The following is a 21564-nucleotide window of genomic DNA, read 5'->3' on the forward strand; positions in this document are numbered from 1 at the left end:
GTCTTCAGCCCGCCTCCGGCATCTTGAGGCGCCTGGCGTTTATCGCGACTATGACAGTGCTGAGAGACATGAGTATCGCCCCGAAAGCGGGGCTAAGGAGTATCCCGTATCCGTAGAGCACCCCGGCGGCGAGCGGTATCGCGAAGAGGTTATAGCCGGTAGCCCAGGCAAGGTTTTCAGCCATCTTCCTCCGGGTCGCCCTGGCAAGCCCGATTATCGAGACCACATCCAGCGGGTTGTTCCTTACGAGGATTATCCCGGCCGCCTCTATGGCCACGTCGGTCCCGGCGCCTATCGCGATGCCCACGTCTGCCTCTGCGAGGGCGGGCGCGTCATTGACGCCGTCTCCGACCACCGCCACCTTCAGGCCCCTTGCCTGGACTTCCCTGACTTTTTCGGCTTTTTTATCCGGCAGGACTTCCGCGAAATATTCGTCCACGCCTATTTCCCGGGCTACCACGCCTGCCACTTTCCTGTTATCGCCGGTGACCATCATCGGCGTAATCCCCATCTGCCTAAGCCTCCGAACGGCCTCCATTGACTCCGGTCTTATCTTATCTGCGAGGGCTATGGCCCCGATGGCCTTCCCTTCCGAGACGACGAAGACGACGGTCTTCCCTTCGCCCGTAAGCCTCTCATAGGCTGTTTCGTCGAAGCCTAGGCCGTTCTCCCTCATGTAGCCCGGGCTTACGACCTTGACGTCGCGGCCCCGGACCTTACCTTCGGCGCCCTTTCCGGGGATGGACCTGAAGCCTTCGACAGGCAGCCGGTCCTCAACCGATTCGGCTATTGCCCTGGCTATGGGATGGGAGGAGTTTGCCTCGACTGAGGCGGCGAGCAGGAGCGCTTCTTTTCCGTCGAGTCCGCCGAAGCCCATGGATTCGGTCACGCCGAACCTGCCTTCGGTGAGGGTGCCTGTCTTATCGAATATGATGGTCTGTATGCCCCTTGCCTCCTCGAAGGAGATGCGGTCGCGTATGAGGAGCCCCTTTCCGGCTGAGAGCGCGGTAGATACGGCCACTACGAGCGGCACGGCAAGGCCGAGCGCATGAGGGCAGGATATGACCATGACCGTCACCATGCGCTCTATGGCGAACGAGGCCTCCTGGCCGAATACGACCTTCCAGGCAAGGAACGTAGCCCCGCCTACGCCGATTGCTATGAAGGTAAGCCATCTTGCGGCCCTGTTCGCCAGGTCCTGGCTCCTCGACTTACTCTCTTCAGCGCTCCTTACGAGCTCCATTACATTTGAGATGTACGACTCGTCCCCGCTCTTCTTGACGCTTACGGTGAGCGAGCCCTCGGCGTTTATGGAGCCGCCTATCACATTGTCTCCCGGAGCCTTTCCCACTGGCATTGATTCGCCTGTCAGCATGGATTCGTCAACCGAGCTCTCCCCGCCCGTTACCGTCCCGTCCACCGGGACCTTTTCCCCGGGCCGCACCAGTACCCGGTCGCCGGGCCTGATATCCTCTATCGGAGAGTCATCTGTACTCCCGTCAGGGCCTATCCTGTGCGCAACCGAGGGCATTAGACGCGCGAGCGCGTCCAGTGCGCTTGAGGCCCCCATGAGCGATTTCATCTGTATCCAGTGGCCTAGGAGCATGATATCCACAAGGGTGGCGAGTTCCCAGAAGAGCGCCTCTCCCTCAAAGCCGAATACCACGGCGGCGCTGTAGAGAAAGGCGACCGTTATCGCGAGCGCTATAAGGGTCATCATCCCAGGGTTCCGGGCCCGGAGCTCCTCCCTGCTCGACAGGATGAAAGGTGAGCCGCCGTAGACGTAAATCGCGGTCGAAAAGGCGAGGAGGAGAAATGTATCGCCGGGAAACCTGAAGATAAGCCCTGTCCATTCTTGGAGCATGGGGGAGAGTATGAGGACCGGGATGGTGAGGATGGTGCAGGCTATGAAGCGCCTGCGGTAATCGGCGGTCATTCCGGCATGGCTCTCCCTCTCTGCCCGCTCCGGCGGCATCATTTTCTTCCCGTGCCCGGCATGGACGTGTTCGTGCATCCGCCGCACCTCCTCTTCTGAGGATAGCAGTTTTCAAGCCGGTTTGAGGCGAGGTACTGCGGTTTAAGGCGACTAGCCGGAAAGGCAGATATTTCAGATAATTAGGATGGTATCTTGAAGGAACTTTTCATCCCTCTCGGGGTGGTCGAGGTTATAGTGGAGCCCCCTGGATTCCTTTCGCATGAGGGCGGATTTTATGATGAGCTCTGCGACTGTTGCGATATTTCTAAGCTCAACAAGGTTGTTGGTGATGGTGAAATCCCAGTAATACTGGTTTATTTCGTTTTTAAGGAGCTCTATCCTCCTCTCGGCCCTTTCAAGGCGCCGGTCAGAGCGGACTATGCCGACATAGTTCCACATGAAACGCCGTATCTCGTCCCAGTTCTGCGTTATCACCACGGCCTCTTCGCTCACGACGGCTTCTCCGGTCTGCCATTGCGGTATGGATGGGAGGCTTTGCAGTTCAGCCTTTAAAAGTTTACCGGCGTCATCAGCTGCCCTGTGCGCGAAAACCAGGGCCTCGAGGAGCGAGTTAGAGGCAAGGCGGTTGGCCCCGTGAAGGCCCGTGCAGGCGGTCTCGCCTATGGCGTAGAGCCTCTTTATGCTGCTCCTTCCGAAGCTATCTGTCCTTATGCCGCCGCAGGTATAGTGGGCGGCCGGGACGACCGGCAGGGGCTCCATTGTCATGTCGAAGCCGAATTCGAGGCACTTTCTGTATATGTTCGGGAATCGCTCCTTCACGAACTCCTGGGGCTTGGAGCTTATGTCGAGGTAGACGCAGTCGTCCCCGCTCTTTTTAAGCTCGTAGTCTATGGCCCGCGCGACTATGTCCCTGGGTGCCAGGTCGGCCATCGTATGGTGCTTCTTCATGAACGGGGTACCGTCCTTCAAAAGAAGCACCCCTCCTTCACCGCGGACCGCCTCGGATATGAGAAAGCTCTTGGCCCTGGGGTGGTAAAGGCAGGTCGGGTGGAACTGGACGAACTCCATGTCGGCTATCTCGGCCCCGGCCCTGTAGCCCATGGCTATACCGTCGCCCGTTGCAACATCAGGGTTGCTCGTATAGAGATAGACTTTCCCGGCCCCGCCGGTCGCGAGTATCGTTGCGCCAGCGAGGAAAGTCGCTATCTCGCCGGTCTCCTTGTTGAGGACGTATGCGCCCCAGACCGTCTCCTCGGGGGCAGGGCCGACGAATTTCGTATGGCAGATGAGGTCTATCGCTATGTGGTTCTCGTGGACCGAAATCCGGGGGTGGGACCTTACGGCCGAGACAAGGGCCTCCTCGACTGCCCTGCCCGTCAGGTCTTCGGCGTGGACTATCCGCCGCTTCGAGTGGCCGCCTTCCTTCCCCAGGTCCAGCTCGCTCCCGTTCCCTTTCCTGCTCGAGAACTTCACGCCGAGCTGGATGAGCTCCTGTATCCTTGCCGGGCCGTCCCTCACGACCATCTCGACGATCTCGCCTTTGCATAGTCCGGCCCCGGCGTCCTGCGTGTCCTTTATGTGCGCGTCAAAGGTGTCCTCGGCGCTAAGGACCGAGGCTATCCCGCCCTGGGCATAGTAGGTGGCCGACTCGCTGATATTTCTTTTAGTTACGAGGGAAACGCTCCCGGCCTCGGCCGCCTTAAGCGCGAAGGTAAGGCCGGCTATGCCGGTCCCTATGACAAGAAAATCGGATTTGAATTCCAAAATAAACGGCTCCTTGAATTCAACCTCATAAAAAGGTCTGATTAATTCCGTTTCTGCCATTCTGAGGGAGCGTAAGCGACCGAAGAATCTCGTAACCAGCTGATTCCTAAATACGAGATTCTTCGCTTCGCTCAGAATGACAACATTTGCGAATTAATCAGACCTTCCCTAAAAATAATACCGTGCCGGGGAGGGCCCGACCATGCCGGGTCCGCAAAAAATTATTAAACCTTTCCGCGCCTTCCAGCGATATTCTTACAGAGACGATTTCAGATTAAGACAAGACGGATTTTTTGTCAAATTCAAATGAGCGCGGCCAGCGCCGCCATAAAAAAATCTTGCCCTTTTAAGACCTGCATTGTAGACTGTTCAGGGCAGAAAGTACCCTTTCCGGCGAGGCATAATGCTGTCCGGCCGCGGATTTAGGCGCGCCCGCTGCCTGGAATGAGGTAAGACCCTTATGAAGCTACGACATCTTGTCATCCTGTCGGCCGCCCTGGCCTTCGGCTCGCCGCTTATGGCGCTGGCCGATTTCTACCAGTACACGGACGAGAACGGGGTCGTCCACATCACTAACGTACCGACCACGGCAGAGTATAAATGGATGATGAAGGAGAGGGTCCCGTCAGTCCTCTCTCCCTCCAATCCCGCCTTCAAGAACCTCCCCGAGGGCAGGTTCGAGGAGATGATAAAGAGCACTGCCGAGAAGTACGGAGTTGACCCGACGCTGGTAAAGGCGATAGTGAAGGCCGAGTCCGATTTCGACCCGGCCGCGGTCTCCAAGAAGGGGGCGACCGGCCTCATGCAGCTTATGCCTGCAACTGCGTCGAGGATGGGCGTAAGGAACATACACGACCCGGTCGAGAACGTCGAGGGCGGGATAAAGTACCTTTCCAAGCTCCTTCGGATGTTCAATTGGCAGGTGCCGCTCGCGGTGGCCGCCTACAACGCGGGCGAGAACGCTGTCCTTAAATACGGCGCGATACCGCCTTACTCGGAAACCCAGACCTATGTCAAAAGGGTGCTCCATTACCATAACCTCTACAGTTCCGGGTCGCGGTAGGCTGGTCTCGATATGGGCGCGGAACGGCATGAAGGCTTGAACCTACCGAACAGCATATCTCTCGTGAGGATCGGGGCGGCCCCGGTCCTTGTGATCATGCTTTTATCGCCGGGCAGGGGCATGAGCCTCGCGGCGGCAGTCTTTTTTGCGCTCGTCTGTCTAACCGACTGGCTGGACGGGTATCTTGCCCGGAAACGGGGCATCATAACCTCGCTAGGCAAGTTCCTGGACCCGCTCGCCGATAAGCTCCTCATCACGACCGCGTTCATAATGCTCATACCGCTCGGCAGGGTCCCGGCCTGGGTCGTAGCGCTCATGATCGGGCGTGAGATGGCGGTTACGGGCCTACGGGCGGTTGCCGCCGATTCGGGTGTAGTCATCGCGGCGAGCCGGCTCGGGAAATGGAAGACCATGGCCCAGATAGTCGCCCTTGTCCCGCTCATCATCCATTATCCCTATTTCGGATTGGACTTCCACCTCGTCGGCTCAGGCCTGCTGGTCATAGCCTTCATACTCACGATGTGGTCGGGTATCGATTACTTCATGGCCTTCTTCAGGTCCGGGCGCTCCGCCGGAAATTGACAACCTGGCCCGGGACAGATAGAATTTACACGGACGAAATCATCCAGGCTTATCCCATCGCCTCCACTTTATCCCAGGCTTTCAAAAAAAAATAAGATGCAGCGGCCCTGAGGGCGTCTGAACGGACCGGCACGCGCGTCTTAGCGAGATGCTGAAAAAGACTTTGGGGGAAACTTTTTGCAAGGCCCTCTCAATATCTTTTCAGCGCCAGCTAGGACCCGAAGGAACGCCCGTCCGGACGCTCTTTAATGATTACCGCAGCCCCTTTACCCTATGCGCATCAATCTTTCAAGGCGGTTCACATTTTACATCGGCGGCATACTTCTCGCCGGCATTTCAGCCTTTCATCACATGGAGAAAAGGTCCCATTCCGCCCTTATCGAGGAGATGGGAGCGGGAGAGGCCAGGAAATTATCCGCAGCCGTTTTCGATCAGCTCCACACATCCATGAAGCTCGGTGGAGGAAATGACGAAAACAGCGCAGTCCTCGAGCGATTCCGCCGCATCCCCGGCATCGAGGAGATACGCGTCATACATAACCAGGCAGCAAATTCAGCCCATGCAGCCGGCGGACATATGGAGGCAGGCTTTGACAGGACGGATATGGGCGGGGCTCCGGCTGACGAGCTCGAAAAGCTGGCCCTTGCCGGTACCGCCTCGGAGAGGACCGAGATTTCCGGGGAGGGGCACAGGCTGGCCCGGCATGTGTTACCTGTTCTGGTAACAGGCGAATGCCTGGCCTGCCATGGCGGCTGGGAGGCCGGGAGCGTCACAGGAGCGGTCTCGGTCTCCGTCTCGCTAAGGGACCATGAAAGGGTGATCGAATCGCATAGGGACGTCTTCATGATATGGGGCGGCGGGATATTCCTGGCCGCAACGCTTGCCGTCTTCGCCCTTGTAAAAAAGCGCCTCCTCATGCCGCTTACGAAGCTCAGGGAAGGGGCTGAGGCCATATCGAACGGCAGGCTGGACTTCAGGGTGGGCTTGAGGACCGGGGACGAGTTGGAGCAGGTCGCCGAGTCCTTCGACCGCATGGCGGAGACGCTCATTAAGGCCACGGCCGATTTGAGGGACCTGGGAGAGAAATACTCGAAGCTCGTGAGCACGGCTGCCGACACCATCGTGCTCCGCGATATGGAGTCAGGGAAGTACACCGACGCTAACCCTGCGGCCTCGGCGCTCCTCGGGTACTCGAAAGATGAGCTGCTGGGTATGGCGGCGGAAGACCTTTTCCCGCCGGAGGACATCAGGCCTTATTTGAGCTCCGATTACGGCTGGGCAGACGGGGGCGGGGGGCGCTTGAAAGAGCTCCTCGTGAGGCGCAAGGACGGCGCCCTGGTCCCGGTCGAGGTCGCAGCCTCTATTCTCGAACTGAACGGCAGAAAGTACATACAGGAGATATGGAGGGACATATCCGAGAGAAGGGCCCTGGAAGAGACGATAAAGAGGCACGTCCATGAGCTTGAGGAGACGGTGCGGAGCCGCACTTCAGAGCTCGACTGCTCGCTCCGTGAGCTCAGGGATGCCTATGCGAAGCTAAAGAGCTCGGAGCAGAAGTTCATCCAATCGGCGAAGCTTATAAGCCTGGGCGAGATGGGCGCAGGCATTGCCCACGAGCTAAACAGCCCCCTTGCCGGGATACTCAGCATAACCGAGGTCCTCATGAGGAGGACCGGGAAGGATGACCCGAAATATTTCCTGCTGGATAAGATAAGGGACGCGGCCGTGCGCTCGAAGTACATCATTATGGACGTCCTCACCTATTCCAGGCCCTCAAGGGCCGATTATGCCCCGATGTTCCTTAACGAGGCCATACGCGCAACCCTCACTATCTTCATATCCGAGATAAAGACGAGGTCCATCGAGATAATCGAGGACTTCGACCCGACGCTCCCGAAGGTGTACGGCAACAAGGGGCAGGTCATGGAGGTTGTGCTCAACATACTCAAGAACGCAAGGGATGCGATAGGCGGCAAGGGCAGCATATTCATATCCACCAGGACAGTGGAGGCCGACGGGAAGACGTACTCGCTCGCCGAGTTCAGGGATACCGGTCCGGGAGTGCCCGGGGATATGAAGGATAAGGTCTTCGACCCTTTTTTCACCACCAAGGAGAAGGGCGGGGGAAATAACATCGGCCTGGGCCTTTCCATCTCCCAGAGCATATTAAAGGAGCATGGCGGGAGGATAGAGGTGGACAATAACCCATTCGGAGGCGCCGTTTTCAGGGTCTATCTCCCTGTTTTCCTAGAAAAATAAGGATATAGCCGCGCTCCGGGCGGAACGGATGAGTTCCCTCGGAAAAAATGAAAAGTGGTTTCAAGGTATTTACCGCAGTGCCGATATATAAGGAGGGTCTTCTATGGGCAAATCGAAACGGGTCCTTGTGGTAGACGACGAGGAGACCGTCGGCATTGGGATGTCCGAGATGCTAAAGGACGCGGGGTTTGAGGCCAATTATGTGACCAGCGCCCCACAAGCCCTGGACGAGATTAAAAAATTTGAATATTCGCTGGTTTTCCTCGATATGGTAATGCCCGGCATGAACGGCCTCGATGCCTTCAGGGAAATTAAAAAGCTCCGGCCGGGGACCAATGTGGTGCTCTTTACAGGGTATTTCAAGGACGCGGACATGGCTATTTTCGAAGGAGTGAAGGAAGGCATGATAGACGTTTACATAAGAAAGCCCTTTTTTTCCGAGGAGATAGTGAGTACCGCCATGAAATACGCCTGATATTTTCGAAGGGTACGCGCCCGGACCAGGCGTCTTCTTGACTTCGTATTTCTAATCTACTAACATAGGCTGACAAATTTTGTCACCAGCTAATCGGGGACGATGACAGACAGAATAGGCGAGCTCTTATTACGAGAAAGGCTCATAACGCCGGACCAGCTCAATAAGGCGATAGATGAGCAGAAAAAAGGAGGCGGGAGGCTCGGCTATAACCTCTCGAAGCTCGGTTTCATATCCGAGAAGGACCTGACCTCGTTTCTGAGCAGGCAATACGGCATACCCACCATAGACCTTTCCACGCAGGAAGTCGACCACGAGGTAATAAAGCTCATCCCCGAGGACGTGGCCAGGAAGTACCAGGTCATACCGATCAGCAGGACGGGTTCTACCCTGGTGGTCGCGATGGCCGACCCTTCGAACATCTTCGCCATTGACGATATAAAATTCCTGACCGGCTATAACGTGGAGCCGCTCCTTGCCTCCGACGCCGCGATAAAGAACGCGATAGAGAAGTATTACGAGACCCCGGAGATGGGGCTCGACGGCGTCCTCACCGAGTTCGACGAGAACGAGATGGAGGTCGTGAAGGAAGAGGAGGAGGTCGACCTCTCGGACTTGAAGAAGGCCGTCGAGGACGCCCCTGTCGTCAAGCTCGTGAACCTCATCCTGACCGACGCCATAAAGCGTGGCGCGAGCGACATCCATATCGAGCCCTATGAGAAGCATTTCCGCGTAAGGTACAGGGTCGACGGGGTCCTCCAGGAGATGATGAAGCCCCCGATGAAGCTCAAGAACGCCATCGTCTCGAGGCTCAAGATAATAAGCAACCTGGACATAGCCGAGAGGAGGCTTCCCCAGGACGGCAGGATAAAGCTCAAGCTCTCCAAGAACAAGGAGATGGACTACAGGGTCTCGGTGCTGCCGACCCTCTTCGGCGAGAAGGTCTGCTTAAGGCTCCTCGACAAAAGTAACCTCCAGCTCGACATGACCAAGCTGGGCTTCGAGGAGAAGGCCTTGAAGGACTTCATGGGTGCCATCCATAAGCCCTGGGGCATAGTGCTCGTCACCGGCCCGACCGGCAGCGGAAAGACGACCACCCTTTACTCGGCTCTATCAGAGCTCAACAAGGTGAGCGAGAACATCTCGACCGCAGAGGACCCGGTTGAATTCAACCTCATGGGCATAAACCAGGTGCAGATGCACGAGGACATAGGCCTGAATTTCGCCGCCGCCCTCAGGAGCTTTTTGAGGCAGGACCCCGACATCATAATGGTCGGTGAGATACGGGACTACGAGACCGCCGAGATAGCGGTGAAGGCGGCCCTGACGGGCCACCTGGTCCTCTCGACGCTTCACACGAACGACGCGCCCTCGACGGTCAACAGGCTCCTAAACATGGGCATAGAGCCGTTCCTGGTCTCGTCCGCGTGCAACCTGATACTCGCCCAGAGGCTAGCGAGGAAGATTTGCAAGGACTGCAAGGCAAAGGTGCAGATAACGGAGAAGGTGCTATTGGACCTCGGCGCAACGCCGGAGGAGGCGAAGCGGATGGAGGCCTCCAAGGGGAACGGCTGCGCCACGTGCGGCGGGACGGGCTATAAGGGCCGGATCGCCCTTTACGAGGTCATGCCCTTCACCGAGGGCATCAAGGACATGGTCCTTAACGGCGCGTCCTCGGCTGAGATAAAAAGGGCTGCCATCAAAGAGGGGATGAAATCGCTCCGTATGAGCGGCATAACCAAGGTCGCCGAGGGCGTAACGACGGTTGAAGAGGTCCTCAGGGTGACGATGGCGGACTGACGCCGGCCACCCCGCGTGTAACTTTTGTCCTTACGCGCGGCAAGCGCCTGATTATAGAATTTCACGAAAAGAAAGCCGTGCGGCGCCGGAGACTGCGGCTTGCGGGTCCGGCACCGGCATAATGAGGAAAGGAGATCCCGATGGCGGTAGAAGGCAACAAATACAACATGCAGGAGCTCCTCCGCGTGATGCTAGAGCAGGGCGGGAGCGACCTGCACATAACCGCCGGGTCGCCGCCGAGGGTGAGGGTCCACGGCAAGCTCGCCCCCTTGAACATGCCCGTCCTTTCCGGGATAGACTCGAAGCAGCTCTGCTATTCCATACTGACGGACGTGCAGAAGCACAAGTTCGAGGAGGAGAACGAGCTCGATTTCTCCTTCGGCCTGAAGGGCTTGAGCCGCTTCAGGGGCAACCTCTTCGTCCAGAGGGGTAGCGTCGCCGGGGTCTTCAGGACCATCCCCTTCAAGATAAAATCTTTCCAGGAACTGGGGCTTCCGCCCATAATGGAAGAGCTTTCAAAGAAGCCGCGCGGCCTCGTTCTCGTCACGGGGCCGACCGGGAGCGGTAAATCCACTACCCTGGCCTCGATAATAGACAAGATAAACTCCGAGAGGGCGGAGCACATAATCACCATAGAGGACCCCATAGAGTACCTCCACGGCTCCAAGATGGCCCTCGTGAACCAGAGGGAGGTCGGGTACGACACCTTCGCCTTCAAGAAGGCCCTCAAGTACGTGCTCAGGCAGGACCCGGACGTGGTGCTCCTCGGAGAGCTACGCGACATGGACACGATAGAGACGGCCCTTACCATAGCGGAGACGGGCCACCTCTGCTTCGCGACTCTCCACACGAACTCCTGCGTCCAGACCATAAACAGGATAGTGGACGTCTTCCCCTCGAACCAGCAGCCGCAGATAAGGGCGCAGCTCTCGTTCGTCCTCGAGGGCGTGCTCTCGCAGCTCCTTATCCCGAGCGCGGACGGCAAGGGCAGGGTCATCGCGATAGAGGTGATGGTCCCCAACGCCGCCATAAGGAACCTCATAAGGGAGGACAAGCTCCACCAGATATACTCGCAGATGCAGGTCGGCCAGACCAAGTTCGGCATGCAGACCATGAACCAGAGCCTCATAAACCTGTATTCGAGGAGGCTTATAACCCTCGAGGAGGCCCTCGGAAGGAGCTCCGAGCCGGACGAGCTCCGCCAGATGCTCGCCAATGCGGGCGTGCTGAGGCCAGGCGCGCCGGCAGGGAGGACAATGTAAGCCATGCCTACTTTCGTCTATAGCGGAAAAACGCTCGCCGGGGAGCCGAGGAGGGGCGAGATAGAGGCCGCCAGTGTCGCGCAGGCGACGGCATCACTCAGGCGCCAGCAGATAGTGCCCGCCTCCATAGGGCCCAAAAAGGCCAAGCGCTCTCTCTCGGAGATAAAGATCCCGGGCCTCGGCGGAGGGATCAAGACGAAGGACATCGTCATATTCAGCAGGCAGTTCGCGACAATGATAGACGCGGGCCTGCCGCTGGTCCAGTGCCTCGACATCCTTGCCGGCCAGCAGGAGAACCAGGAGTTCAAGAAGATACTCCTTGACGTCAAGTCCTCGGTCGAGGGCGGTTCGACCTTCGCGGACGCCCTCAGGAAGCACCCCAAGGTCTTCGACGACCTGTACGTGAACCTCATTGCCGCCGGAGAAGTCGGCGGCATACTCGATACCATCCTCAACAGGCTCTCGGGTTTCATGGAGAAATCCGAAAAGCTCAAGGGCAAGATAAAAGGCGCAATGACCTATCCGGTCGCCGTCATAGTCATCGCCTGCCTCGTCGTCGCCGGCCTCCTCCTCTGGGTCGTCCCCATATTCGACGACATGTTCGCCGACTTCGGCCAGGCATTGCCCGCGCCGACGCAGCTGGTCGTCAACATGAGTAACGCGCTGAAGAGCTCGTGGTATATCATCATCGGCGTCCTGGTGGGGACTATCATAGGGCTCAACAGGCTATATAAGACCACCAAGGGGCGTAGGGTCATGGACCAGGTCTTCCTCAAGGCCCCCGTAATCGGTGATTTAATCAGGAAGACGGCCGTCGCGAGGTTCACAAGGACGCTCGGCACGATGCTTTCAAGCGGTGTGCCCATACTTGAAAGTCTCGAGATAGTCTCAAAGACGGCCGGAAACGTGATAATCGAGGAGGCGGTCGTAAAGGCCAGGACGAGCTTGAGCCAGGGCAAAACGCTTGCCGAGCCCCTTTCCGAGACGAAGGTCTTCCCGGGCATGGTCACGCAGATGATAGCGGTCGGAGAGTCGACCGGCGCGCTTGACGCCATGCTCTCCAAGATCGCTGATTTTTACGAGGAAGAGGTGGACCAGGCGGTCGAGGCCCTTACCTCGCTAATAGAGCCTATGCTCATGGCCTTCCTCGGTATAGTCGTAGGCGGCCTTGTTATAGCCCTTTACCTGCCGATATTCCAGATAGCAGGCGCTGCAGGAGGCTAGGCGGTCCGGATAATGCAGGCTTACCCGAAGGATGCTCTTAGGGCCAGGCTGCTGGCCATGATGGTCTTGAGGGTGGTGCTTGCGCTCTCATTCCTGGGCGTAACAGCCTGGTTCCAGGTGAGGGGAGCATCTCTTGCCCTCCTCAACTTCTATCCGCTCTACGGCGTTGCAGCGGCTGTGGGGCTCCTTACGATCTTCTACGCTCTCCTCCTGGGCAGGGTCAGGAATCTCAAGCTCTTCACCTACGCCCAGGTCACCATAGACATTGCCCTCGCCACCGTAATAGTCTACATAACCGGCGGCACCGAGAGCTACCTGCACGCGCTCTATCCGCTTATCGTGATAGGCGCGGCCATACTCCTCGGCAAACGCGCGGGTTTCTACGCGGCTTCGGTTTCAAGCATAGCCTACGGGGTCCTCATAGACCTCGATTTCTACGGGATGCTCCCCGCGGAGTACAAGCTCGTCTCCCCGGCCTTCGCGCCGCCCTGGAAGTACGTCTTCGTCACGGTCTCGACCAACATACTGGCGTTTTTCACGGTCGCCTATCTTACGGGCTATCTCGCCGAGAGGGCGGCCCGGGTGGAAAGGGAGCTCGAAGAGAAGGAGATCGACTACGAGAAGCTCGAGGCCCTGAACAGGCAGATAATCGAGAACATAACGAGCGGCATAATGACGCTCGACGACAGGATGAGGATTACCTCCTTTAACCGTGAGGCCGAGAGCGTCACAGGCTATACGCTCCGGGACGTCTATTACAAGGACGTCGAGGAGATATTCCCGGGCATGATAAGGAAAGGCCTCATGGCCCCGCAGGGCGGGAGGAGGGTGGAGGAAAGGTTCAGGAAAAAGACCGGGGAGGAGATATACCTGGGCTTCAGCATCTCGCAGGGGCAGGGCGGCGAGGTCGGGAGGATAATAATCTTCCAGGACTTGACGCGCCTTAAGAAGATGGAGGAGGCGCTCCGGAGGGACGAGCGCATGAAGGCCCTTGGCGAGGTCTCCGTAGGCATCGCCCACGAGATACGGAACCCGCTCGCCTCGATAAGCGGCTCCATACAGCTGTTGCGGGCAGAATCCGCCGAGGGAGAGAACAGGCGGCTCATGGACATAATACTCTCGGAGACGGACAGGCTGAATAGCCTCATAACCGACTACCTGCTTTTCGCCAGACCCGCAAGGGAGGCGGAAAGGGAGCTCGTCGACCTCTCGGCCGTGATCGACGAGACGGTGAGGCTCATAAGGAACTGCCCTGAGGCCTCGAACATACGGATAGAGTCGAGGGTCGGCGAGCGTTTTAACATCATGGGGGACCACAGGCAGCTCGGCCAGGTCTTCTGGAACCTATTCCTTAACGCCCTCCACGCAATGGAGGGCGGAGGAACGCTGATGGTGACAGCGAGGCGCTGGCCGGAAGGCGGGCTAAAGGACGACACCGGCATGGGCTTCGTCGAGGTCACGGTCTCGGACACCGGCAAAGGCATAAGGCCCGAGGACGCAGGGAAGATATTCGACCCGTTCTTCTCGACGAAGGAGAGGGGCACGGGGCTGGGCCTTGCCATAGTCCACAGGATAATCGAGAGCCATAACGGCACTATCGAGGTCTCGAACGCGGATGGCAGGGGCGCGGTCTTCAGGATACTCCTTCCGGTCGAGAGCGAAGGGATAAGGGTTTAGGGCGGGCTTCGGTTCGAAACGGAAGAGACCGCCCCTTGTTCCTTGACCGTCCCATTTTTCCAAATAGAGGGTAGTGGATTATAGCAAAGTCGTTTATAATCCACTTTATCCCGTTTTGGAAAGGGGAAGGTTCAGGCTTCAGCGCAGCGCGCCATCACTGAAATCAGCGCAGGACGGCTTATGGGCAGGCAGAGGATAATTATCGTAGACGATGAGAAGAGCATGAGGGAGTTCCTTGAGATAATGCTCGCAAAGGAAGGCTATGACGCGGTCGGGGCCGATTCCGCCGCGATCGCCATCGACGAGATACGCGAGAGGGGGGCTGACCTCGTAATCTCGGACGTAAGGATGCCGGGGATGGGCGGGGTAGAGTTCCTGAAGGCGCTGAAGGAGATGGACCCCGAGGCGCTCGTCATAATGATAACGGCTTACGCGTCGGTAGAGACCGCGATAGAGGCAATGAAGGCCGGGGCGCACGATTATTTCATAAAGCCCTTCAACATAGACGAAGTGAAGCTTACGATAAGGAAGGCGCTGGAGCTTAAGAAGCTTGCGCGCGAGAACAGACTCCTTAAAAACGAGATCAAGACCCGGCTCGGGTTTTCGAAGATAGTCGGCACTAGCCCCAGGATGGCCGAGATATACTCGCTTATAATGAGCGTCGCGAAAACAAAGGCCAATGTCTTCATAACCGGCGAAAGCGGGACCGGGAAGGAGCTCGTGGCCAGGGCCATACACGAGGAGAGCGACCGGAAGGACCGGCCGTTCGTGGCCGTGAACTGCGGGGCTATCCCGGAGAACCTCCTTGAGAGCGAGATATTCGGGCATGTGAAAGGCGCCTTTACCGGGGCGGTAGCCAACAGGGAAGGGCTTGCCGACCAGTCTGACGGGGGAACGCTCTTCCTCGACGAGATAACCGAGCTGCCGCTCCACCTGCAGGTGAAGCTCCTGCGCTTCATACAGGAGAGGCGCTTCAGGCCGGTCGGCGGCTCATCGGACAGGACGGTCGACATACGGCTCATCGCGGCCTCGAACAGGGACGTGGAGGCCGAGGTCAGGGAGGGGAGGTTCAGGGAGGACCTCTTCTACAGGCTGAACGTCATAAGGATTGCGACCCCGCCATTGAGGGAGCGGAAGGAGGATGTCCCGCACCTCGCAAGGCACTTCCTCGAGAAGTACAATAAGGCGCTCGGGAAGAAAGTAGGCGGCTTTTCCGGCGAGGCCATGCTCGCGCTCATGGATTATGATTATTCCGGCAACGTAAGGGAGCTCGAGAATATAGTTGAGAGGGCCGTTACGCTTGAGGAGGGCCAGGAGATAGGGGCCGGGAGCCTCCCGGCGCACGTAAGGGCCGAGAGGCCAGAGCTCCATACCCTTCTGCCGGCCCAGGACGGGCAGGCAAGAGTGCCGGAGACCGGGATGGACCTCGAAAAGACCGTTGAGGATTTCGAGAAGGCTATAATCGCCGATGCCCTCAAAAAAGCAGGCGGAGTAAAGAAAAAGGCGGCCGGTCTCCTGGGGCTTTCCTTCAGGTCCATGAGATACAAGCTTGAAAAATACGCGATAGACGGCGGCAAGGACGAGTAGCTTAATGCAACTCTAAAAATCGATCTTTTCCCCGGACTCTGCGTAGTTACGGGAATAAAAATGCTCACATATTCTCAATATATGCTCCGCTTTTTATTCCCAGCCTTCCTTGATTACGGGAAAAATCTCTAATTTTTAGGGTTGCCTTAAACCTCTTCCAACGTTTGCCTGGCTGGCATACTCCTGTTCCAATAAGCCGAGCCGTTCTGGAATACAGGGATCAAGGATAGACCGGATGCGGTTCGCGCCTTCGAAAAACATAATTGCCGGAATTCTTCTGATATTCGCAGTTTTCTCACTGACCGTCGGGATAACGATGGCGCGGAAAGATGCTTTTTACGCGGCCGGCGGACCGGCATGGAAGGCAGGCACCATTTCAGCTCCAGAACCGGCGCAAGATGAAGCCGCCGCTAAAGCCCGGCTCGATGTGATAGAGGCCGACTTTGACGGGCCAGGCCCTGCCCGAATCGCTACCGGTATGACAAAAGATGCTGCAGCCTATAAGACAAAAGGCACGACACCCATTCGAGGTGTCGAGCTCATAGGCACTTCCATCGGCGATACCGGCCAGGCCAGCGCTTTTTTTCTGAATATCGAGACCGGCGAGCGTGAAGGCTTCCATATAGGGGATAGCGTATTCGGAGCAGGCGTCCTCAGAAGAATCGAACCAGACAGTGCGGTAATTGAGACCGGCGACGGGGAGTTCGCTCTTACTCTGCACAGGGCGGCCCCGCCTGACGGAAAAAGAAACGAAATGGCGGGTACTCCCGAGTGCGGAGTATATCTCCTTGCCCAGTCGTTAAGCACCTATAACAGCAGCAAATACGGCGCAATAAGCACGGTTGAGGAGGCTGACGCGATATTCACCGAGATAAAGGGGCGGGTCGACGGCGTCGAGTATGAGACGCTCTTCTACTCAACGGACGACCTCAGGGCCCACCGCGAAATAGCGGGGCGTGCGAAATCGTATGGCATAGAGCTCTGGGCGACCTCGTGGAGGCTCATCGAGAGGATACGGGCCTTCGTAAGGATTACCCCCGAATACCAGGCCCGGAGGATGCTCGAGGACGGGACGATAGTCCCTGCCGAGATAAACGGAAGACCGCTCTTTGATGTCCTGAACCGGGAGGCGGTGTCTCATTTCCTTGCCGAATACGAGAGAAAGTATCTTGAGCCGTTCAAAGGACTCCTTGACGGGTATTTTTTCAACGAAGACGTCCTCGTCTATTTCGGGGAAAGGGTAAGAGGGAACAACTACAGGTTCGATTACTGGAACAACCCCACATACAGCCACGCAGTGCTGAAGGACTGGAAAGAATATTGCAGGAGGAATAACGTAACATTCGACGGCAGGCTCGTCGAGAGGTTCCCGGTGCACAGGACGGAGATGGTACAAAATGGCGGCGGGCTGACCTCATATTTCCCGGGCTATAACGTCCCTGAGGTGGTCCGTCCGGGGCAGCCCTTCAGCGGACTTCCGAGGGCAGAAGGCGTTTGGAAGCATTGGCAGAAATTCACGACCGCTCTGTTCCAGTCGGCATGGATAGACCAGGTAGCAGCCTTGGCGAACGAAGTGAACGCCGATAACCCGGAGTGGAAGGGCGTTATCTATTTCGGGCTCCACCAGTGGAGCCTTTCCTATGAATCCATAGAGGACAAGGACTTCACCGTCCCGTCCGCGCGCAAATGGGGCGCATGGGGGATGCAGCGCGGGGTAGACCTTGAGAAGATGGCCGCATCCCCGCACATAGACGCGATAATCTGCGAGACCTATCCCCCTGTAAGCGCGAACATAGAGTTCTATGTGAACGCGTTCAAGAAAATCGCGGAGAAGAACGGAAAAAGGTTCGGGGTGATGCTCCACAGGGATGACGATTGGGAGATGGATATGAGGGAGGAGCGGATGAGATGGAAGACCATAAATGACTATTCCCCCTCGATTGTGGCAAGGTATCCCTTGAAAAACATGCTCCCTTGGGATAAAAACTTCTCCGGAGAGGCTGAGTCCCTGTTCGAGAGGAATTTAGAACAATACAGGGAGAACAGGTGCGCTTCAGCTAGGCGCTGATTAATTCGACAAGGTGAGCTTATGATCATTGAATACGGCCCCCTGAAAATAGGTTTTTCCGGGGGAGGCCCGATTGCCGAAATAATATTCCAGGAGTTCTCTTCCTACAGGAAAGCGGATGGCAGGCCTGATGTGGTCTTTAATTTCACAAAGAGGCTTGAGCACGAAGGTTTTTTCCGGGACGAACCTTTCGTAAGGGTCGGCACTGCCAGGTTTTCCGAAAAGAGGGCCTTCCTCGACCGCATATCCCAATGGGACTGCTTCATGGAGCGCGGAGACGGGGCAATTTCCGTGTACTGCGCGTCGAGTCCGAACCTCAAGAGGCGGGCGGCAGGACTTTTCCCAGGCCCTGTCCAGCGCTTTTCAAACATGTATTATAAGACGATCGACGAGTTGCAGGCCCTCGATTTCATGTACGCCATTTTCCAGCCGGTCATAGAGCTTTATTTCCTCAAGAAAGGCGCTTCGTTCATCCATGCCGGAGGCTTGCAGGACGCAGACGGAAAGGCCGTCCTCTTCGCCGGATGGGGAGGGTGCGGAAAGACGAGCACATGCTCGACACTCATCCTCGGGGGGCCCCGGCGCTGGTCGTTCCTCTCCGACGACATGAGCGTTCTCAATAAGTCAGGACACGTCAGCTATAACGACATGGGCATACACATATACCCCTATAACCTTGAGGGGGCGGGCGAGCTTAACGGCAGGGTCTTTTCGAAGATGACCGGCATGGACAGGCTCCACTGGATGATAAGGAGCAAGGTCTTCGGCAGGGAAGGGGTCGTGCGGAGGCACAGCCCTAAGGCGATTTACAGGTCGACGTCCGAGGGGGCCCCTCTCAAGGCTCTCATATACATGGACAGGCATAATGGGCGTGAATTAGTAATCGAGCCTGTCACACCCGATGAAGCGGCGCGGAGGGCTGCGAGCGTACTCCTTTTCGAGCTCAAGCTGTTCCTTCCGCAGCTCCTTCATATGGGCGCATCCGGGTCGCGCGCCTTCGGCTTGCCTGACTTCGGGGAGCTTGCGGCAAGCGCGAAAGGCGTATTTATCGAGGCCTTTTCGCGTTCGAGGAATTACAGGGTCTCGGTGCCGGTATCCGGCATGGGACCCTCGGAAGTTGCAGGCGAGATAATGAGGAAGGTCCTGGATTAGAGGTGTTTTCTCCCGGCCGGAAAAGAAGAAATACGCGATGAAGGTGCTTCTTTGCAACAAGTTTTTCTACCGGAGGGGCGGGGCCGAAAACGCCTTTTTCGATACCGCGGATCTCCTTGAGGAGAACGGACATGAGACCGTTTTCTTTTCCATGCAGGGTGAAAGCAACCTGCCGACACGGTTTTCCAGATACTTCGTCTCCAATGTAGACCTTAACGATAAGGGAGGGCTTTTCAAAAATTTTCGATCGGCAGGGAGGGTGATCTATTCCCTCGAGGCCAGGAGGAAGATGCAGGGCCTTGTCATAAGCGAGCGCCCTCATATAGCCCACCTGCATAACATCTGCCACCAGCTCTCGCCCTCGTTCATCCCGGCGTTGAAGCGGCTGGGCGTGCCGGTCGTAATGACGCTACACGACTACAAGGTCGCCTGTCCGGTCCAGACGCTCCTCTCGAACGGCAAGGTATGCGAGGCGTGCGGGCACGGGCGTTATTACAACGCGGTCGCCCGGCGGTGCACAAAGAATTCGGTCCTCAAGAGCGCGGTAAATTCCGTCGAGATGTACCTCCATAAAACGGTCCTCGGCACATACGGCCACATCGACGCGTTCATATCCCCAAGCAGGTTCCTGATTACGAAGGTGAGGGAAATGGGTTTCTCCGCTCCGGAGATCGCATACATACCCAATTTCGTTGATTCATCGGAATACGCGCCCTCATACGAGCCGGAGGAAAGGTCGGTGGTGTTCGTTGGCAGGCTCTCCGAGGAAAAGGGTCTTCTTACGCTTATAGAGGCGGCCAGGGGCCTTGAGGGAATCACCTTCAAGGTCATCGGGGACGGGCCCATGAGAGAAGCTTTGGCCTTGAAAGTCTCGCGTGAAGCAATCTATAATGTCAAGTTCCTCGGGTACATGTCGGGAAACGAGCTCAGGCAGGAGATAGCCAAATCGCTCTTCGTCGCTGTCCCGTCCGAATGGTACGAAAACAATCCCAGGTCGATAATCGAGGCCTTTGCCCTCGGTAAGCCTGTCGTAGGCTCGCGCATAGGCGGGATACCGGAGCTCGTCAGGGACGGCGAGACCGGCTTAACATTCGAGCCGGGCAATGCCGCGGACCTGAGGGAGAAAATAAGCCGGCTTGCGAAAGACCGCCGGAGGATAATCGATTTCGGCAGAAACGCCCGCGCACTCGTCGAGACCGAATTCGACTCGAAGAAGCATTACGAAAAACTCATGGCAGTCTATGAAGGCGCCATGCGAAAAGGGAAATCCGGATGAAAATAATGCTCCTCAATGCGCCTCCTTTGAAGACCCTCGGCGTGACGGGCCAGATATATCCGCCCCTCGGGATTCTGTACCTTGCGTCCTACGCGAGGGAGAAGAGGAAAGACCTCGAAATATGCGCCTGCGACGGCTACAAGGAAGAGCGCGAAACGCTCGTAAGGAGGATAACGAAATTCAATCCGAAGGTGCTCGGGGTATCCTTCACCACCCAGGCGGCTACAGGCGCATACAGGCTCATAAACGAGGTCAAGGCTGCCAACCCCGGCATCTTCATCGTGGCCGGCGGGGCGCATCCCACCATAGTCCCCGAGGACCTCTTTGAGCAGACCGGTGTCGACATGGTCGTGACCGGCGAGGGCGAGGTGACATTCCATGAGATACTCGAGAAGATAGACGGCGATGAAAAGGACCTGGACTCGATCCTGGGCACGGTTGTAAAGCGTAACGGCAAGATAAAGAGGAACCCCATCAGGCCTTTCATAGAGGACCTGGACACCATCCCGTTCCCGGCAAGGGACTTGATAGACCTCAAGAGATACCCCGGCTACATGTACAAGCGCTTCAGCCACGATACCGACATCGTCTCCGCGCGCGGCTGCCCGTTCAACTGCGTATACTGCTCGAACCCGATATGGAAGCAGCAGAAGCCCTGGTACAGGCTCAGGTCCCCGAAGAACGTCGTGGACGAGATGGAGCACATAATCGAGGCCTACGGCATCAGGGAATTTTTCGACCAGACCGACGAGTTCAACGGGAACAAGCAATGGGCGATGGACCTCTGCGACGAGATACTCAAAAGGAAACTCGACATAGCGTGGAAGGCCCAGATGAGGGTGGATAACATCGACGAGGCGCTTGCGGAAAAGCTCAAAAAATCGGGTTTCTGGATGGGCCTCTTCGGACTTGAGAGCGCGAACCAGAGGACGCTTACAGGCATAAGGAAGAAGCAGACTATCGAGCAGATGGACAAGGCGCTCGACATCATGAAAAAGAACGGTCTCAGGTGCTTCGGGCTTTTCATGGCCTTCAACGTCTGGGAGGAGAACGGGAAGCTCTGCTTCGAGGGCAGGGATGATTCGCTCAGGACATTGGCTTATCTGAAAGGTTTGCTGAAAGACAAGAAGCTCCATCTATTCGGCTGGTCGATGACGACCCCGTATCCAGGAAGCGAGCTATACCGCATCGCGGCCAAGCACAACCTCATAGACAAGGAATACGTCGGGAAATGGGAATACTTCGACTCGGGTTCGAATTTCCTCATGAAGCTTCCGGGCGTTAGCGAGAAGGACTGGCTGCAGGTCATGAACGCCGGGAAAAGGCTCCAGGCCATGTCGCTTTTCAGGAGCGGCACATTCAATCTCAGGGCCATGCCGCTTTACCTGAAAAAGGCATACTACGTCGCTGGAAGAAACCTGAAGAGGTTTTTCAATTAA

The 21564-nt window shown here is 57.1% G+C and carries 15 protein-coding genes; 13 read left to right on the forward strand and 2 right to left on the reverse strand.

What is annotated here, in order from left to right; genetic code table 11:
- Positions 1-4 precede the first annotated feature (4 nt).
- Both K8I01_00575 and nadB read right to left on the reverse strand, forming a co-directional pair.
- Entirely contained in the window at positions 5-2014 is a 2010-nt protein-coding gene (locus K8I01_00575) for a copper-translocating P-type ATPase (GenBank protein ID MBZ0218915.1), read from the reverse strand.
- 93 nt (positions 2015-2107) lie between these two features.
- Positions 2108-3700, reverse strand: coding sequence for an L-aspartate oxidase (nadB, locus tag K8I01_00580; GenBank protein ID MBZ0218916.1), 1593 nt, complete (start codon positions 3698-3700; stop codon positions 2108-2110).
- Positions 3701-4160: 460 nt separating this feature from the next.
- Between nadB and K8I01_00585 the strand changes: the two genes are divergently transcribed.
- The 13 genes from K8I01_00585 to K8I01_00645 all read left to right on the forward strand — a co-directional run bounded on the left by K8I01_00585 (position 4161) and on the right by K8I01_00645 (position 21564).
- The gene (locus K8I01_00585; GenBank protein ID MBZ0218917.1) at positions 4161-4763 is read left to right on the forward strand and encodes a lytic transglycosylase domain-containing protein; all 603 of its coding nucleotides are present in this window, start codon (positions 4161-4163) and stop codon (positions 4761-4763) included.
- A gap of 12 nt (positions 4764-4775) precedes the next feature.
- Complete coding sequence (gene pgsA / locus K8I01_00590) at positions 4776-5345, forward strand: CDP-diacylglycerol--glycerol-3-phosphate 3-phosphatidyltransferase (protein ID MBZ0218918.1); 570 nt, start codon at positions 4776-4778, stop codon at positions 5343-5345.
- Between the two features lie 273 nt (positions 5346-5618).
- On the forward strand, positions 5619-7604 hold the full coding sequence (locus tag K8I01_00595; protein MBZ0218919.1) for a PAS domain S-box protein: 1986 nt from the start codon (positions 5619-5621) through the stop codon (positions 7602-7604).
- 103 nt (positions 7605-7707) lie between these two features.
- A complete protein-coding gene (locus K8I01_00600) occupies positions 7708-8079 on the forward strand; it encodes a response regulator (protein MBZ0218920.1) in 372 nt (123 codons plus the stop codon).
- A gap of 102 nt (positions 8080-8181) precedes the next feature.
- The gene (pilB, locus tag K8I01_00605; GenBank protein MBZ0218921.1) at positions 8182-9879 is read left to right on the forward strand and encodes a type IV-A pilus assembly ATPase PilB; all 1698 of its coding nucleotides are present in this window, start codon (positions 8182-8184) and stop codon (positions 9877-9879) included.
- 140 nt (positions 9880-10019) lie between these two features.
- A complete protein-coding gene (locus tag K8I01_00610; GenBank protein MBZ0218922.1) occupies positions 10020-11141 on the forward strand; it encodes a type IV pilus twitching motility protein PilT in 1122 nt (373 codons plus the stop codon).
- Positions 11142-11144: 3 nt separating this feature from the next.
- On the forward strand, positions 11145-12365 hold the full coding sequence (locus K8I01_00615) for a type II secretion system F family protein (GenBank protein ID MBZ0218923.1): 1221 nt from the start codon (positions 11145-11147) through the stop codon (positions 12363-12365).
- Between the two features lie 12 nt (positions 12366-12377).
- A complete protein-coding gene (locus tag K8I01_00620) occupies positions 12378-14042 on the forward strand; it encodes a PAS domain S-box protein (protein MBZ0218924.1) in 1665 nt (554 codons plus the stop codon).
- A gap of 180 nt (positions 14043-14222) precedes the next feature.
- Positions 14223-15629 carry a sigma-54 dependent transcriptional regulator gene (locus tag K8I01_00625; protein MBZ0218925.1) on the forward strand — a complete coding sequence of 469 codons (1407 nt, stop codon included), beginning with the start codon at positions 14223-14225 and terminating at the stop codon, positions 15627-15629.
- A 316-nt stretch (positions 15630-15945) separates the two neighbouring features.
- Positions 15946-17697 (forward strand): hypothetical protein, encoded by a 1752-nt coding sequence (locus K8I01_00630; protein MBZ0218926.1) that lies wholly within the window; start codon positions 15946-15948, stop codon positions 17695-17697.
- Between the two features lie 21 nt (positions 17698-17718).
- Positions 17719-18849 carry a hypothetical protein gene (locus K8I01_00635; protein MBZ0218927.1) on the forward strand — a complete coding sequence of 377 codons (1131 nt, stop codon included), beginning with the start codon at positions 17719-17721 and terminating at the stop codon, positions 18847-18849.
- Positions 18850-18886: 37 nt separating this feature from the next.
- Entirely contained in the window at positions 18887-20125 is a 1239-nt protein-coding gene (locus K8I01_00640) for a glycosyltransferase family 4 protein (GenBank protein MBZ0218928.1), read from the forward strand.
- Positions 20122-21564, forward strand: a complete 1443-nt coding sequence (locus tag K8I01_00645; protein ID MBZ0218929.1) for a B12-binding domain-containing radical SAM protein — start codon at positions 20122-20124, stop codon at positions 21562-21564. The genes K8I01_00640 and K8I01_00645 overlap by 4 nt, the downstream gene beginning before the upstream one ends.

Source organism: Deltaproteobacteria bacterium (assembly GCA_019912665.1).
Lineage (GTDB): Bacteria > Desulfobacterota > GWC2-55-46 > GWC2-55-46 > GWC2-55-46 > UBA5799.